The organism is Streptomyces sp. SCA2-17 (genome assembly GCF_044336695.1).
The window spans coordinates 566,185-581,749 of record NZ_CP117521.1 but is presented as its reverse complement, the minus strand read 5'-3'; the positions used below and the strand labels follow the sequence as shown (position 1 = coordinate 581,749).

16 protein-coding genes and 1 pseudogene are annotated in these 15,565 nt (G+C 73.1%); 8 read left to right on the top strand and 9 right to left on the bottom strand.

Translation table 11 applies throughout. From position 1 onward, the window contains the following. The first annotated feature begins 25 nt into the window (after positions 1–25). From PS271_RS02515 to PS271_RS02495, 5 genes are all read left to right on the top strand, one after another. The gene (locus PS271_RS02515; RefSeq protein WP_398379688.1) at positions 26–850 is read left to right on the top strand and encodes a HipA family kinase; all 825 of its coding nucleotides are present in this window, start codon (positions 26–28) and stop codon (positions 848–850) included. Then, positions 847–1,242, top strand: coding sequence for a DUF3037 domain-containing protein (locus PS271_RS02510; RefSeq protein WP_120758402.1), 396 nt, complete (start codon positions 847–849; stop codon positions 1,240–1,242). The genes PS271_RS02515 and PS271_RS02510 overlap by 4 nt, the downstream gene beginning before the upstream one ends. 143 nt (positions 1,243–1,385) lie before the next feature. Continuing rightward, positions 1,386–2,147, top strand: a complete 762-nt coding sequence (gene fabG / locus PS271_RS02505) for a 3-oxoacyl-ACP reductase FabG (protein WP_356289566.1) — start codon at positions 1,386–1,388, stop codon at positions 2,145–2,147. A 14-nt stretch (positions 2,148–2,161) separates the two neighbouring features. Then, positions 2,162–2,938, top strand: a complete 777-nt coding sequence (locus tag PS271_RS02500; protein ID WP_398379685.1) for an SDR family oxidoreductase — start codon at positions 2,162–2,164, stop codon at positions 2,936–2,938. A 120-nt stretch (positions 2,939–3,058) separates the two neighbouring features. Beyond that, positions 3,059–3,757: a uracil-DNA glycosylase gene (locus tag PS271_RS02495; RefSeq protein ID WP_398379684.1), complete on the top strand. Its 699-nt coding sequence runs from the start codon at positions 3,059–3,061 to the stop codon at positions 3,755–3,757. 68 nt (positions 3,758–3,825) lie between these two features. Here PS271_RS02495 and PS271_RS02490 read toward each other — a convergent pair whose 3' ends face one another. From PS271_RS02490 to PS271_RS02480, 3 genes are all read right to left on the bottom strand, one after another. Further along, positions 3,826–4,536, bottom strand: coding sequence for a hypothetical protein (locus PS271_RS02490; RefSeq protein WP_398379682.1), 711 nt, complete (start codon positions 4,534–4,536; stop codon positions 3,826–3,828). 77 nt (positions 4,537–4,613) lie between these two features. After that, on the bottom strand, positions 4,614–5,123 hold the full coding sequence (locus PS271_RS02485; protein ID WP_398379681.1) for a DinB family protein: 510 nt from the start codon (positions 5,121–5,123) through the stop codon (positions 4,614–4,616). Positions 5,124–5,128: 5 nt separating this feature from the next. Beyond that, complete coding sequence (locus tag PS271_RS02480) at positions 5,129–5,824, bottom strand: TetR/AcrR family transcriptional regulator (RefSeq protein WP_398379680.1); 696 nt, start codon at positions 5,822–5,824, stop codon at positions 5,129–5,131. Positions 5,825–5,922: 98 nt separating this feature from the next. On the opposite strand from PS271_RS02480, the gene PS271_RS02475 reads away from it, so the two are divergent. Both PS271_RS02475 and PS271_RS02470 read left to right on the top strand, forming a co-directional pair. Next, positions 5,923–7,134 carry an FAD-dependent monooxygenase gene (locus PS271_RS02475; RefSeq protein ID WP_398379678.1) on the top strand — a complete coding sequence of 404 codons (1,212 nt, stop codon included), beginning with the start codon at positions 5,923–5,925 and terminating at the stop codon, positions 7,132–7,134. Then, on the top strand, positions 7,131–8,036 hold the full coding sequence (locus tag PS271_RS02470) for a Gfo/Idh/MocA family protein (RefSeq protein WP_398379677.1): 906 nt from the start codon (positions 7,131–7,133) through the stop codon (positions 8,034–8,036). The genes PS271_RS02475 and PS271_RS02470 overlap by 4 nt, the downstream gene beginning before the upstream one ends. Here the strand turns inward: PS271_RS02470 and lnt are convergent. After that, positions 8,008–9,570: an apolipoprotein N-acyltransferase gene (lnt, locus tag PS271_RS02465; RefSeq protein ID WP_398386635.1), complete on the bottom strand. Its 1,563-nt coding sequence runs from the start codon at positions 9,568–9,570 to the stop codon at positions 8,008–8,010. The genes PS271_RS02470 and lnt overlap by 29 nt on opposite strands. 254 nt (positions 9,571–9,824) lie before the next feature. Between lnt and PS271_RS02460 the strand changes: the two are divergent. Continuing rightward, positions 9,825–10,724 (top strand): annotated as a pseudogene (locus PS271_RS02460) (terpene synthase family protein); the annotation flags it as partial. Positions 10,725–10,987: 263 nt separating this feature from the next. Here the strand turns inward: PS271_RS02460 and PS271_RS02455 are convergent. The 5 genes from PS271_RS02455 to PS271_RS02435 are packed head-to-tail and all read right to left on the bottom strand — an operon-like array spanning position 10,988 to position 15,343. Further along, complete coding sequence (locus tag PS271_RS02455; protein WP_398379676.1) at positions 10,988–12,439, bottom strand: cytochrome P450; 1,452 nt, start codon at positions 12,437–12,439, stop codon at positions 10,988–10,990. Further along, positions 12,436–13,074, bottom strand: a complete 639-nt coding sequence (locus PS271_RS02450; RefSeq protein WP_398379674.1) for a GTP-binding protein — start codon at positions 13,072–13,074, stop codon at positions 12,436–12,438. The genes PS271_RS02455 and PS271_RS02450 overlap by 4 nt, the downstream gene beginning before the upstream one ends. Further along, a complete protein-coding gene (locus PS271_RS02445; RefSeq protein ID WP_356289552.1) occupies positions 13,055–13,420 on the bottom strand; it encodes a DUF742 domain-containing protein in 366 nt (121 codons plus the stop codon). Before PS271_RS02445 ends, PS271_RS02450 begins: the two co-directional genes overlap by 20 nt. Next, positions 13,417–13,803 (bottom strand): roadblock/LC7 domain-containing protein, encoded by a 387-nt coding sequence (locus tag PS271_RS02440; protein WP_206329087.1) that lies wholly within the window; start codon positions 13,801–13,803, stop codon positions 13,417–13,419. The genes PS271_RS02445 and PS271_RS02440 overlap by 4 nt, the downstream gene beginning before the upstream one ends. A 25-nt stretch (positions 13,804–13,828) precedes the next feature. Beyond that, positions 13,829–15,343 (bottom strand): ATP-binding protein, encoded by a 1,515-nt coding sequence (locus PS271_RS02435; protein WP_398379671.1) that lies wholly within the window; start codon positions 15,341–15,343, stop codon positions 13,829–13,831. Positions 15,344–15,565 lie beyond the last annotated feature (222 nt).

The following is a 15,565-nucleotide window of genomic DNA, read 5'->3' as shown; positions in this document are numbered from 1 at the left end:
CGGAGCCCCGCAGTAGCCTGGGGCAATGCTCCCCGAAGTCACAGCCGTCCGATACGTCACGCCCTTGCGTGAGGGCGGCTCGCTCCCCGGCATCGTCGAGGCCGACGACCTGGGTACGTACGTCATGAAGTTCACCGGTGCCGGCCAGGGCCGCAAGACGCTGGTCGCCGAGGTCATCTGCGGGCAGCTGGGCCGCGCGCTCGGCCTGCGCGTCCCGGACCTGGCCCGCATCCAGCTCGACCCGGTCATCGGCCGCTGCGAGCCGGACCAGGAGGTGCAGGGGCTGCTGAAGGCCAGTGGCGGGCTCAACCTCGCCATGGACTTCCTGCCCGGCGCCCTCGGTTTCGACCCGCTCGCCTTCGAGCTCTCCGCGGCCGAGGCCGGCCGCGTGGTCTGGTTCGACGCGCTCATCAACAACGTCGACCGCTCCTGGCGCAACCCGAACCTGCTCGTGTGGCACGGCGAGCTGTGGCTCATCGACCACGGCGCCACCATGATCTGGCACCACAACTGGCCGGGCGCGGCCGCCGCCGCGGGCAAGCCCTACGACGCCTCCGACCACGTCCTCGCGACCTTCGGCCCGGACCTCGCCGCGGCCGCGGCCGAGCTCGCGCCGCGCGTCACCGAGGACCTGCTCACCGCGGTCGCCGCCGACGTGCCCGACGAGTGGCTCGCGGACGAGCCGGGCTTCGACGGCCCCGACGCGGTGCGCCGGGCCTACGTCGAGGTGCTGCTGGAGCGGGCGCGGAGCATCGGCGACCGGATCACGGTCGGTGAACGCAGCAAGGACAAGCCCTCGCAGGCGCCGGAGTGGGTGCGTGTCAGGCTCGACGGAAGGGCCGGGAAGTGACCGGGCGCCACAACGGACGCGATGTCTTCGAGTACGCACTGCTGCGGGTCGTCCCCCGCGTCGAGCGCGGTGAGCAGATCAACGCCGGGGTCGTCGTCTACTGCCAGGCGAAGGGGTACGTGGCCGCCCGCGTCCACCTCGACGAGGCGCGGCTGCTGGCCCTCGACCCGGCCGCGGACGTGGCGGGCGTACGGGCCGCGCTCGGCGCCGTCGAAGGCGTGTGCCTCGGCGGGGAGCGGGCCGGCCAGGCCGCCGGGGACGACCCCGGCCGCCGCTTCCGCTGGCTGATCGCCCCCCGCAGCACGATCGTCCAGCCCGGCCCCGTACACGCCGGCCTGACGGCGGATCCGGCGGCCGAGCCGGAGCGGCTGCTGGACCTGCTGGTGAGGTGAGCTCCGGGGCGGCGCGGGAAGGCGTTGACAGCGGGTGGCGGGGCTTCTAGCGTCTGATCCGCCGAAGCTACTAAGCGGTTGCTCACCTGTCCGGCCGCGGAGGCCGGACGGGCGGGCCGCCTTCGAGGTGAGGAGAACCCCGTATGCCCAAGCCCGAGCAGCGCGTGGCCGTCGTCACGGGCGCGGCCCGCGGCATCGGCGCCGCGACCGCCGTGCGCCTCGCGCAGGAAGGCCGCGCCGTCGCCGTCCTCGACCTCGACGAGGCGGCCTGCGCGGGCACCGTCGAGCAGATCACCGCGGCGGGCGGCAGGGCGCTCGCCGTCGGCTGCGACGTCACCGACGCCGCGCAGGTGGACGCCGCCGTCACCCGGATCGCCGCCGGGCTGGGCGCGCCGCTCATCCTCGTCAACAACGCGGGCGTCACCCGTGACAACCTGCTGTTCAAGATGGACGAGAGCGACTGGGACACCGTCATGAACGTGCACCTGCGGGGCGCGTTCCTGATGTCGCGCGCCTGCCAGAAGCACATGGTGGACGCGGGCTTCGGCCGCATCGTCAACCTCTCCAGCAGCTCCGCCCTGGGCAACCGCGGCCAGGCCAACTACGCCGCGGCCAAGGCCGGCGTGCAGGGCTTCACGAAGTCCCTCGCCAAGGAGCTCGGCAAGTTCGGCATCACGGCCAACTCCGTCGCCCCGGGATTCATCGCCACCGACATGACGGCCGCCACCGCGGAGCGCCTCGGCATGGGCTTCGAGGACTTCAAGGCGGCCGCGGCGACCCAGATCCCGGTGCAGCGCGTGGGCGAGCCCGAGGACATCGCCAACGCCGTCGCCTTCTTCACCGGCGAGCAGGCGGGCTTCGTCTCGGGCCAGGTCCTGTACGTGGCCGGCGGACCGCTCAACTGACAGGAAGCACGGAGATGACTGCACAGCAGCAGGAGCAGGCCGGTCGGCAGGACACCGGCAAGGTCGCCCTCGTCACCGGGGCCAGCCGCGGCATCGGCTACGGCATCGCCCGGGCGCTGGTCGCCCGCGGCGACCGCGTCGTGATCACCGGCCGCAACGAGGACACCCTCAAGGAGGCCGTGGCGTCGCTCGGCGCGGGCCGGGCGATCGGCATCGCGGGCAAGGCCCACGACGAGGCCCACCAGGCCGCCGCCGTCGAGCACGCCATGGAGGAGTTCGGCCGGATCGACTACCTGGTCAACAACGCCGGGACGAACCCCGTCTTCGGCCCCATGGCCGAGCTCGACCTGGGCGTCGCCCGCAAGGTCTTCGAGACCAACGTGATCTCCGCCCTCGGATTCGCCCAGCAGACCTGGCGGGCCTGGCAGAAGGACAATGGCGGGGCGGTGGTCAACATCGCGTCGGTCGCCGGGATCTCCGCCTCCCCGTTCGTCGGGGCGTACGGCATGAGCAAGGCGGCGATGGTCAACCTCACGCTCCAGCTCGCTCACGAGTTCGCCCCGGGGGTGCGCGTCAACTCCATCGCCCCTGCCGTCGTCAAGACCAAGTTTGCCGCCGCCCTCTACGAGGGACGCGAGGAGGAGGTCGTGGCCTCGTACCCGCTCGGCCGTCTCGGGGTCCCCGAGGACATCGGGGGAGCGGCCGCGTTCCTGCTCTCGGACGCCGCCGCGTGGATCACCGGGCAGACCCTCGTCGTGGACGGCGGGATCTTCCTCAACGCGGGTTTCTGAGCGGCACCAGGCCGTAGCGGACAGGGACGAGGGGCGGGCAGGGGGTCTCGGATCGGTCGTTGTCAGTGGTCACCGGTAAGTTCTCCGACGAGAACGGAACGAACCCCGGAGGTTGTTGACGTGACCGTCACCGACGTGCTGCCCCAGTCCTGGCACGGTGTCCTCGCCGAGGAGCTGGACAAGCCCTACTTCAAGGAGCTCACCGACTTCGTGGAGGAGGAGCGCACGAAGGCACCGGTGTACCCGCCGCGCGGGGAGGTCTTCGCAGCCCTGGAGGCCACGCCGTACGAGCAGGTGAAGGTCCTCATCCTCGGCCAGGACCCGTATCACGGCGCGGGCCAGGGCCACGGCCTGTGCTTCTCGGTCCGGCCGGGCGTGAAGACCCCGCCCTCCCTGCGGAACATCTACAAGGAGATGCGCGAGGAGCTCGGCTACGACGTCCCGGACAACGGCTACCTCCAGCCGTGGGCCGAGCAGGGCGTCCTGCTGCTCAACGCCGTGCTGACGGTCCGCGGCGGGGAGCCCAACTCCCACAAGGGCAAGGGCTGGGAGAAGTTCACCGACGCGGTCATCCGCGCCGTGGCCTCCCGGCCCGACCCGGCCGTCTTCGTGCTCTGGGGCAACTACGCCCAGAAGAAGCTGCCGCTGATCGACGAGTCCCGGCACGTCGTCGTCAAGGGCGCCCACCCCTCGCCGCTGTCGGCCAAGAAGTTCTTCGGCAGCCGCCCGTTCAGCCAGATCAACGAGGCCGTCGCGGCCCAGGGCCACGAGCCGATCGACTGGCGGATCCCGGACCTGGCGGCCGTGCCGGCGCTCTGACCGGATCCCGGCCGGGGCCCGCGGGCGGGCAGCGTGCCCACCCGCCCCGGCCGCACGGCGGCGGCGCGTCAGTGCCCGTACACCGAGTCGCAGATCCGGGAGGCGTCGCCGCCCTGCTGCCAGCGCCCGTGCTGCCGGCCCATGGCGCAGACGTTGTTGTTACGGGGGTTGGTCCGGGCACGGGGCGCGGGCGCGGGTGCCGGGGGTGGCGCCTGCGCGGGCGGCGGGGCTTCCTGCCGGGATGCGGACGCGGGCGGGGAATCGGCGGTGTGCTGCTGCTCCGGCGGCGGAGCGGGAGCGGGCACCTCGCTCTGCGGGAACGAGGGGCTGAAGTCCGGGGAGGCGGGCCGGTCCGGCGAGGCCCAGGAGCGGCCCGCCCTCCGGGGCGGGTGCGGGAGCCACGGGGAGCCGGCGGAGCGCGACGGCTCCGCTCCGTCGCGGGACGGGCCCGGGGGATCACCGAAGCCGAAGGTCCCCGGCGGGCCTCCGTCGCCGCGGAGCCGGAAGCCGCCGGAGGGGGCGATCGCGCCCTCGGGCCCCGGGGCGCCCCCGGGCGTGGCGGCTGCCGGCTCCTGCCCGGGGCTCTGCGGGCCGCCCGCGCCGTCCGGGCCGATGGTGATCAGGCCCTCGCGGGCCCGGCCCGGCGCGGGGTCGCCCGGCCGGGAGTGGCCCGGGGGGCGGGGCGGTGAGTGGGAGGCGGGCGGCTGGGAGACGGACACGCACCCGGCGGCCGCCATCGCCACCGCCGCCATGACCGTCGCTGCAGGCAGTCGATGCACTCGCTCAACTCTGCTCTGCGGCCGCCCGCGTTGGGAATTCCCCGCACGGGTGACGCGCGATCATGTGTCCGTAGGGCTCAGGCCCCGGTCGCCCCGTCGATCCGCTCGCGGATGAGGTCGGCGTGGCCGTTGTGGCGCGCGTACTCCTCGATCATGTGGATGTAGATCCACCGGAGGTCGAACTCCTTGTTGCGGTGCGGGGCGAAGCCGCGGTCGTCCAGCGAGCGCCCGCGCGCCGCCTCCCGGGCCGCGGCGATCTCCGCCTGCCAGGTGGCGTAGGCCTCCTCCCAGCTGTCCGCCTCCGTGACCTCCATGTCCCGGTCCAGGTCCTCGTCGGAGTAGTAGATCGGCCCGGCCTCCTCGCGGGCCAGGCACCGGCGGAACCAGGCGCGCTCGACCTCGGCCATGTGCCGGACGAGACCCATGAGGCTCATCGGGGACGGTGGTGCGGACGCCTCGCGCAGCTGCGCTTCGTCCAGGCCCGCGCACTTCAGGGCCAGCGTGGCGCGGTGGAAGTCGAGCCAGCTCTCCAGGGCGGTGCGCTCGTCGGCGATGGTGGGGGGTTCGGGGCGTTCAGTGGTGACCATGGCGGTCATCCTCCTGCCCATCCGCCCGCCCCGCCACGGGTTTTCCCGCCCCCGGCGCTCTCCGCGAGCATGCCGCGCAACAGCTCACCGACGCTCGCCCTCAGCTCCTGCCTGGTGGGCACCCGGTCGTGGTACGGGCCCGCGGTGCAGGTGAACAGCAAGCCGTCGGACCACGCGCCGAGCGACAGTGCGTGCCGTTCCGGCTCGGCGGACCCGGCCGCCGCCATCAGCTCCGCCATCAGATCCCGGAATCCCTGCCCCGAGGCGTCGTAGATCGCCCGCAGCTCCGGCCGCCGCGATGCCTCCAGCGCGAGCTCGAAGCGCGCGACGGTGTGCTCCCGCCGGTGGACCAGGAGCCGGTGCAGCACGGCCGCGATCGCGTCCGCCAGTGCGCCGAGCCCCTCCGCCGGGCCGGGGAACTCCGCCGGGGTGAGGATCTCCGCATCCCGCCGGGCGAGCTGTCGCACCGTCAGCTCCAGGAGCGCGAGGCGGGTGCGGGCGTGGTTGGAGGTCGATCCGGGTGGCAGCCCCGCCGCCTCGTCCACCGCCCGGTGCGTCAGCCCGCGCATGCCGCGCTCGGCGATCAGGGCGAGGGCGGCGTCGGCGATGAGCACGGTACGGGGCGCGGGTGCCTCGGCAGAGCGTCCGGCGGGGGCGGAGGCGCCGGCAGGGACGGGAGGGGAGGGGTTCTCGGCGGGCATGGTCCCCAACCTACCGCTCGCACTACAGAGGTAGTGCGCGTAACTACATCCGTAGTAGCCTGAAGGCACTACACCCGTAGTGGCTGAAGGGAATGACCATGCCCGCACCCCGCGCCGTCGTCATCGGCGGCGGAATCGGCGGTCTCACCGCCGCTGCCGCCCTGCACCACCAGGGATGGGACGTCACCGTCCTCGAACGCGCCGCCGCACTCGAACCCGTGGGCGCCGGCATCGCCCTCGCCGCCAATGCCCTGCGCGCCCTCGACACCTTCGGTGCCGGCGAGGCCGTCCGTGCCCTGTCCGGCTGGCAGGCTGACGGCGGGCTGAGGCTGCCCGGCGGCCGGTGGCTCTCCCGTACGAGCAACGAGGCGGCGGCCCGGCGCTTCGGCGGCCCGGTCATCGTGGCCCACCGCGCCGACCTCGTCGCCGTCCTCGCTTCCCACCTCCCCGAGGGCAGCGTCCGCACCGGCAGCCCCGCCGCCCTCGCCGACCCGGGCGGCCCCGGCCGCCCCGCCCGCGTCACCACCCCCGGCGGAGAGCTCGAAGCCGACCTCGTCGTGGCGGCCGACGGCATTCGCTCGGCCACCCGGACCCTCCTCTTCCCCGGCCACCCCGGCCCCGTCTACGCCGGGTTCACCGTCTGGCGCGTCGTCGTCCCCCGCCCCGCCGGGCCCTTCCCCGCCCACGAGACCTGGGGGCGCGGCTCGGTCTGGGGCACGGTCCCGCTGCACGACGGCCGCGTCTACGCCTATGCCCAGGCCAACGCCCCCGCCGGGGGCCGGTCGCCCGACGGCGAACTGAACGAGCTGCGCCGCCGCTTCGGCGGCTGGCACCACCCCGTCCCCGCGATCCTCGCCGCCGCCGACCCCGCCGCCGTCCTGCGCAACGACGTCCACCACGCCACGACCCCCCTGCCCGCCCATCACCGCGGACGGGTCGTTCTCCTCGGCGACGCCGCCCACCCCATGACCCCCAACCTCGGCCAGGGCGGCTGCCAGGCCGTCGAGGACGGCGCCGTCCTCGGCCTCCTCCTCGCCGCAGGCGCAGCCGGCCTCGACGACGCCCTGAGCGCCTACACCGCCCAGCGCCTCCCGCGGACCACGGAGGTCGTCCGCCGCTCCGCCCGGATCAGCCGGCTGGCCTCCCTCTCCGCCCCGCCGGCCGTGGCCCTGCGCGCGGCCGCTCTCGCCGTCGCCGACCTCTGCGGCCCGCGCGTCGTCCTCCGCAGTCACGACGGCATAGCGGACTGGCACCCTCCCGTACACCCGTATGCTTCCCAAACGAAGGCACGTACCAGGGAGGCGCTGTGAAGGTCGGCTGCATCGGGCTCGGGGACATCGCGCAGAAGGCGTACCTTCCGGTACTCGCCGCTCAGCCCGGGGTCGAACTCCACCTCCACACCCGCACCGCCGCCACCGTCCAGCGCGTCGCCGGCATCCACCGCATCCCGGACGCGCAGTGCCACACCGAGCTGGACTCCCTGCTCGCGGCCGGCCTCGACGCGGCCTTCGTCCACGCGGCGACCGCCGCCCACCCCGGGCTCGTCACCCGCCTCCTCGAAGCGGACGTCCCGGTCTACGTCGACAAGCCCCTGGCCTACGACCTCGCCACGAGCGAGCGGCTCGTCGAGCTCGCCCGCGACCGGGGGGTGAGCCTGGCCGTCGGCTTCAACCGCCGCTACGCACCCTGCTACACCCAGTGCCTCGACCACCCGCGCGACCTGATCCTGATGCAGAAGAACCGCATCGGGCTCCCCGAGGACCCGCGCACGCTGGTGCTCGACGACTTCATCCACGTCGTCGACACCCTCCGCTTCCTCGTCCCCGGCGCCGTCGACCACGTGGACGTCCGGGCCCGGGTCCGCGACGGCCTCCTGCACCACGTCGTGCTCCAGCTCTCCGGCGACGGCTTCACGGCCATCGGCACCATGAACCGGATGAGCGGCTCCGCCGAGGAGGTCCTGGAGGTCGCCGGGCAGGACACCAAGCGGCAGGTGGTCAACCTCGCCGAGGTGATCGACCACAAGGGGCAGCCCAGCATCCGCCGCCGCGGCGACTGGGTGCCCGTCGCCCGCCAGCGCGGCATCGAGCAGGCCGTCCTCGCCTTCCTCGACGCCGTACGGGCGGGCAAGCACCTGGACGCCGAGGACGCGCTGCGCACCCACGAGCTCTGTGAACGCGTCGTCAGGGCCGCTCTGGAGCAGGCTTCCTGACCCTCCGTCGGACCGCTGCGCAGCCTCCGGCGGCGCACGTGCCGGCCAGCATCGCCACGGAGGCCAGGACGACCCAGTCCCCGTACCGCACGTAGGGGCTGGTGCCACCGGCCAGCGGCACCTCGCGGACGACGGCCGTGCTGCGGTCCGTGCCGAGCGGCGGGCCGACCGCCTTGCCCCGCGGGTCCGCCACCGTGCTCACTCCGGTCAGCGTCGCGTGCACCACCGGCCGCCAGGTCTCGGCGGCCCGCAGCGCTGCAAGTGAGGCGTGCTGCCGCGGGGCCCAGCCGTTCTGGAACGTCGACGTGGAGGACTGCGCGACGATCACCTGGGCGCCGTCGCGCGCCAGTTGCCGGCTCATGTCGGGGAACGCAGACTCGAAGCACACCAGCGGGCCGACCCGCAGGCCCCGCGGCGCGGCGGGGGACGCCGGCAGCCGCATCACCACCTGGTGGTCGCCGCGCTTGCGGTCCTCGCCCGCCGCCTTGCCCACGGAGGTGGCCCAGCCCAGCAGCGAGCGCGCCGGCACGTACTCCCCGAACGGCACGAGCCGCATCTTGTCGTAGCGGTCCCCGGTCGGCCCGCCGGGGCCGACGAGCACCGAGCTCTTGAAGATGCCGCGCCGGTCCGAGCGGCGCGCGTCCACGTTGACCAGCAGGTCCGCGCCCACCGTGCGGGACAGCGCCGTGAGCCGGTCGCGGAGGTCGGGGTGTTCCGTGAGGTCGCCCCCGACGCCGCTCTCGCCCCACACGGCGAGGTCCACCCGCTGCCCGGCCAGCCCCCGGGTGAGCTCCTCCTCGCGCTCGAACCGGCGCTGGACGCTGCCCGTCCCGTCGACGACCCCCGGCTGCACGAGTGCGATCCGGACAGTTCCCGCGGTGCGCGGCGAAGGCGCCCACCTCCACACCCCGGCCACGACCGCTGTAACGGCCACCAGACCGACTAGTCCGGTGATACGCGCGCGAGAAGCCCAAATGACCGTGGAAATCGCGGTGTTGAGGGCCACCAGGAGGAAACTAACCAGCCAGATCCCGCCCACAGAAGCGAGCTTCAGGGCGGGTGCCACCTGCCACTGGCTCGCCCCGAACAGCCCCCATGGGCCGCCCAAATACTCCCATGAACGGGCAAGTTCGACCATCAACCATCCGGAAGGAATGGCGAGAAAGGCCACTGCGGCGCGCACGGGCCCCGGGGAACCGCTCAGCAGTCGCTGCACCAGCACGCCCCACGGCGCCCACAGCAGCCCCAGCAGCGCCGCCAGCACGAGGATGAAGACGTGCAGACTCGGCAGCAGCCAATGGTGCACGGCCAGCAGGAATCCGCCACCGCCGAGCCAGCCGTCGAGCGCCGCCCGCCGCGCGCCCGGCGCCGTGCGGATCAGCGACAGCCAGGGCACGAGGGCCGCGTAGGCCAGCCACCACAGCGAAGGCGTGGGAAAAGTGAGCGCGGGCAGCGCCCCCGCCACCACTGCTGCGGCCGCCCGCGGCCAGGGCCGGGTCAGCAGCCGGGCGTACGGGCCCTCCGGCGGTCGCATCGTCATGGCGTGCCTCCCTGGGCCCGAACCGTCACCGGTGCCGTAGATCATCGATCACTCGTCCGCCCTACGTATGAGCGGTATTCCGGCCAACCCTTGCGTTTTCGAACATCGGAGGATCATGGAAAAAAACTCCGACATCGAGGTGCAATATTCCACTGCCGCCACTCATCGGAAAAGCCCCTTTAGTCGGGTCCGGTCAGAAACGGTCCGAAGTGAGCCGTGCATCCCGCGCTGGAAAGGTGTGACCGGGTATGCGCCGCGGGTTATCCCCGGTCCACCATGGGCAGGTACCGCGCAAAAGTGGACAGGAACGCTGCGAGCCGGCTTGGGGAGGCGCCGTGACGGGCGTGCGAGATCGCATTGCAGTACAGCCCTTGGAGATCGTGCCCTTCTACTGCCCGATAGCGCCGGCGGTTCATCCGTGCATGCGGGAGATCGACCGCACCTCGATCGACTGGATGCTCCAGCAGCAGCTCGACACCTCCGCCCACCAGCGGCAGCGCCTCGCACGGTGCGACTTCGGCGGCCTCACGGCCCGGACCATGCCCTACGGCCGGCCCGGACCGCTCACCGTCGTGGCCAAACTCCACGCCGTGCTGTTCTCCCTCGACGACGCCCTGTGCGACGAGGCGACCGCCACCGCCCACGGCCTGGCGCACACGACCTCCCGCATCATGCGCGTCCTGGAAGCACCGCTGCCCACGTGGCCGGACGACTCGCCCCACGCCGCGGCGCTGCGGACCGTCCGCCTGGAGCTGGCCGGATACGCGACACCGGCCCAGCTGCGCCGCTGGACCGAAGGCATGCGCACCTACCTGACCGGCCTGGTGTGGGAGGCCGCCTGCCGCCGCGACCGGGCCCTGCCGTCCGTGAACGACTACGCCGCCATGTGGATGCGGGCCATCGGCATGGCGCCCTCCACGGCCCTGATGGACATCGCCGGAGGCTACGAGCTCGACGACCGCGACCTGGACCGGCCCGAGGTCCGGGCCCTCACCGAGATGACCTGGACGCTCGTCGCCTGGGACAACGACTTCTACTCACGGAACAAGGAGATCCAGCGTGCCGGCGACAACCTCAACCTGATCGACGTCCTCGCCCAGGAGCGGGGCTGGGAGCCCGCCCGCGCCCAGGAAGAGGCCATGGCGATGCGCGACCGCGTCATGACGCTCTTCCTGCGCTTACGCGAGCAGATCTGGCCCCGGGCCGGAGTGGAGCTGCGCTGCTATCTGGTGGCGCTGGGCCACTTCGTCCGCGGGCACCTGGACTGGGCCTCGGACTGCGCCCGCTACCAGGACCCGTACGGGACCGCCGCCGGCACGGAGTGGTGGAAACCGGTCCCGTCGGACGACAGCCCGGACCCGCTGCCCGTTCCCGCCATCGCCTGGTGGTGGGACCAGCTCGACTCCGGCCGCTACCGGCGCAGCAGCAGCCGGCGCAGCGACCTCCACCACGAGCGCCGCGAACCGGAGGCCTCCGGGGCGTCGGCGCTGACCGGAGGCGCCGGGGGGATGGCGGGCTGCTCGGCCCTTACCGGCTGAGCCGGGGCGGGCGGCTCCGGCGCGGGCGTCACCGTCTCCTCGGGAGGCAGCGGCGCCCGCGCTGTGAACCGGACCGGCAGCCCGGTCAGGTGACGGGACATCAGGGTGGAGCGGTAGGTCAGCTCCGACTCCTCCACCGCGAGGGTGAGGTCCGGCAGCCGCAGCATCAGGGCGTCGATGCCCTCGCCCGCGATCGCCCGGCCCACGTCCTGCCCGGGGCATTCGTGCTGCCCCCCGCTGAAGGCCAGGTGCGAGCGGTTGCCGTGGACGGGGGCGTCGGGGTCGGGGCGGATCACCGTGTCCATGTTGGCGGCGGCCAGCCCCAGGACCAGGGCGTCCCCCTCCTTGATCTGCTGGCCCGCCAGCTCCGTGTCCTGCGTCGCCCAGCGGCCCAGGATCGCGATGAACGGCGGCTCGTCCCACAGGACCTGCTCGACCGCGTCCGGCAGCGTCATGTGCCCGCCCGCCAGGGAGGCCTGGAAGCGGTGGTCGGTGAGCACCATCTTCAGGGTGTTCGCGATGAGGTTCGCCGTGGTCTCGAAGGCGGCGATCAGCACCAGCCGCAGGTGCTGCTGCACCTCGTCGTCCGACAGCCCGGCGGGGTGCTCCAGCAGCCAGCTGGTGAAGTCGGCGCCCGGCTCGACGCGCTTGCGCGCCACCAGCTTGCGCAGCGTCTCCTGGACGAACTCGTTGCTCGCGATCGCCGTCTCGGTGCCCTTGATCATGTCGCGGGCGGCGTTGACCAGCTGGGGGCTGTAGGCCTCCGGCATGCCCAGCAGCTGTGTCATCGCCATCATCGGCAGCTGCTCGGCGAACTCGTGCACCAGATCGGCCCGGCCCGAGGCGCAGAAGCGGTCGACGAGCTGGTTCGCGTACTGGGTGACGTGGCGGCGGATGCCGCGCTTGTCGAAGCGGGCGATGCTGTCGTTGACGGCGCCGCGCCAGCGCTCGTGCTGCCGCCCGTCGGCGAAGACGCAGATCGGCTGCCAGGTGGTGATCGGCGCCAGCGGGTGGGTCGGGGCCACGCGGCCCTCGCGCGCCTCGATCCACCGCCGGGAGTCGCGGGAGAAGCGCGAGGGGGTGCGCGCCACGTCGAGGTTCTCGCGGTAGCCGAGGACGAGCCAGGCCGGGACGTCGTCGTGCAGCAGGACGGGCGCCACCTGGCCGTGCTTCTGGCGCAGCCGCTCGTACAGCGCCATCGGGTCGGCCTCGGCCTCCGGGCCGTAGAGCCGGGTGACGCCCCCGGGGCCGGTGGCGTGCGCGGGGCACTGCGGGGGAGGAGCGGCCGGGGAGGTGGTGCGGGGGCGTTCGTAAGGCAAGGTCACTGGTGCTCCGTGGAGGCGGTGGTGAGCGTGTAGAGGTAGCGCATGAGGGTGAGCAGGGTGTCGCGGCAGGACGCGCGGTCGCGGGCATCGCAGTCGACCATGGGCACCGAGTCGTCGAGGTCCATGGCCGCCCGGAGCTGCTCCATCGGGTATTCGGGGGCCTGGGGGAAGCGGTTGACGCCGACGACGAACGGCACTCCCCTCTCCTCCAGGCGCCCGATGACGTCGTAACTGACGTCCATGCGGCGGGTGTCGAGGAGGACGACCGCACCGAGGGCGCCCTCGAACAGGCCGTTCCACAGGAACCAGAAGCGCTCCTGGCCGGGGGTGCCGAACAGATACAGCACCAGCTGGTCGTTGATGCTGATCCGGCCGAAGTCCATGGCCACGGTCGTCTCGGTCTTGTGCTCGATCCCGGCGATGTCGTCCACGCCGACACCGGCCTGGGTCATCGTCTCCTCGGTGGTCAGCGGCCGGATCTCGCTGACGGAGCCCACCAGGGTCGTCTTGCCGACCCCGAACCCGCCGACGATGACCACCTTGACGGCCGCGGTGGCCGAGGCCGGCAGCACGTCCTCGCTGCGCGGCCCCGCATAGGTCTCCAGCCCCGGGGAGTCAGAGCTTCTGTAGTCCATTCATCACCGCCTCCAGAAGTTGTACGTCGGGCAGCGCCGCCGCCGGGACCGGCGGGCGGGCCTCCACGTGGCGGCCCGCCACCAGCTCGGTGAGCAGCAGGGTCAGGGTGCTGACCGGCAGCTCCAGATAGGCCGATATCTCGGCGACGGAGAGCGGGTAGTCGCACATCCTGACGATGGCGGCGTGCTCGGGCTGCAGGCCGGGGTCGGCCTCCGACCGGGAGACGATCAGCGTCACCAGGTCGAGCTCCGTCTTCCGCTCCGCGCGGGCCTGGCCTCCGGTGAGGATGTACAGCCGGTCGGGGCTGCCGGGCGCCGTCGGGGAGCCGGGTCCCTCCGCGCTCATGTCACCGACCCGCCGACCCGCGGCGGGCTGGTGAGGTGCGAACCGATGCGGGCCACCAGGTCCCGCATCCGCATGCCCATCAGCTCGGCGTCCACGTCGTCGTCGGCCAGGACCGCCAGGAAGGCCCCGGCCCCGGCGGCCATCAGATAGAAGAACCCGCCGTCGACCTCGATCACGACCAGGCGCATCTGCCCGTCCCCGTGCGGGAATTCACCGGCGATCGCCGTCGAGAGGCTCTGCAGCCCGGCACAGGCGGCGGCCAGGCGGTCGGCGGCGTCCGGATCGGTGCCGTGCTGAGCCATGCGCAGGCCGTCCGAGGACAGCACGATCACGTGGCGGGTCTGCGGAACACTGGTTGCCAGGTCCTTGAGCATCCAGTCCATGTTGAACCGCGGCTGCGTCACTTGGCTACTCTTCCTTGTCCGACGGGATATCACTGTTCACCCGGCCGGGGTCCGGCTCCAGGGACTCCCCGTTGATGCCGCGGTTGAAGGCGGCCAGCCACATCCCGGGCTGCTTGGGGGCCTCTTCCGGAGCGGCCGGCGCGGCGGGCGGGGCCGGCGGCCGGTCCCGCCGTTCGGCCGCGCCCCGGCCGAACGGGAGCGGCGCGGGGCCGCGGCGGCGCCGCCGCTGCGGCAGCCCGCTGTCGCCGAGCGGCGGCGGGATGGGGTGCTCCATCATCGGCGGAGGCGTCTGCGGAGCGGGCGGGGGGATCTTCTGGCCCGGGCGGCGCTTGGACTTGATGGGCGGCAGCTTGGCCGCGCGGGCGATGTCGCCGCCGGGGTGCTTGCTGGCGGTGATCAGGTCCATGGGGATGACGAGCACGGCCCGGACCCCGCCGTAGGCGGAGGGGCGCAGCGACACCAGGAAGTTGTACGTACGGGCGAGCCGGCTGACCACCGCGAGGCCGAGCCGCGGCGCCTCGCCCAGGTCGTCGAGGTCGAGGTCGCCCTCGCGGGACAGGACGCGGTCGGTGCGGCGGCGCGCCTCGTCGGTCAGGCCGACGCCGGCGTCCTCGATCTCGACCGCGATGCCGGACTGGATGTCCACGGCGGTCAGGTGCACGCGGGTCTGCGGCGGGGAGTAGCGGGTGGCGTTGTCCAGCAGCTCGGCCAGGGCGTGGATGACCGGCTCGACGGCGGGCCCGACGACGGCGACGTCGGCCACCGAGTGGAGGTCGACGCGGCGGTACTCCAGGATCCGCGACATGGCGCCGCGCAGCACGTTGTAGAGGGGGATCTCGTTCTTCCACTGGCGGCCGGGGCGGGAGCCGCCGAGGACGGCGATGCTGTCGGCGAGGCGGCCGGTCAGGGCGTTGCCGTGGTCGAGGTGGAGGAGATCGCCGAAGACGTCCGGATCGTTTCCGTGCTTGTGCTCCATCTCCCGGACGTCGTAGGCCTGTTGGTGGACGATGGCCTGCATGCGGCGGGCGATGTTGACGAAGGCGCGCTGCGCGGCGTCGCGCAGCCCTTCCTCCGCCTGCACGGCCTCGATGACGGACTTCAGCACGGACCGGTGGGCGGCCGCGTAGCCGGGTTCGAGGTCGTGGACGGGGAGGGTGTGGCGGAGCACGACCTCGGTGGGGGCGCCGCGCTGGAGCAGGTGGACGGCCCGGGGCAGCAGCTCCTTGGCCAGCCGCCGGGTCTCCGCTTCGTGCTGGTCGAGCTGGTACCGCAGGGCGGCCTCCTGCTCGGTGCAGCGCCGCCGCAGGGCCGCGATGACCCGTCCCCGCCGGGCGGCCTCGGAGCTTGCCAGCGCCACCGCGACCGTGGCGGACGCTCCGCACCAGGCCACGGGCACGCGGGCGTCGGGAGCGGCGGCGAGGACCGCCGCTGCCGTGCACACGGCCAGGACCAGGGGGGAGATCAGCCATATCAGCGCGGAGACGGGCCGCCGTTGAACTGACGAGCCGGTACCAACCATCGGGATCCTCGGAACTCTTAAGAGGGCGTATCTGCATCGGGGCCCGGCGCGGGGTATTCCCCGGATGTCTGCCGCGGGGAACGGCGCGGGCGCAGCACTTGTGCGCACCGTGAAGTAGTCGCCACAACCCGCTGCGCGACATGGAGCGTAGCCGGTCGCGCGGGGCTCCGGCGCGAAGTTGTCATATTCCCGGATCGGCCTGACGCGGGAATTCGAAAGGCT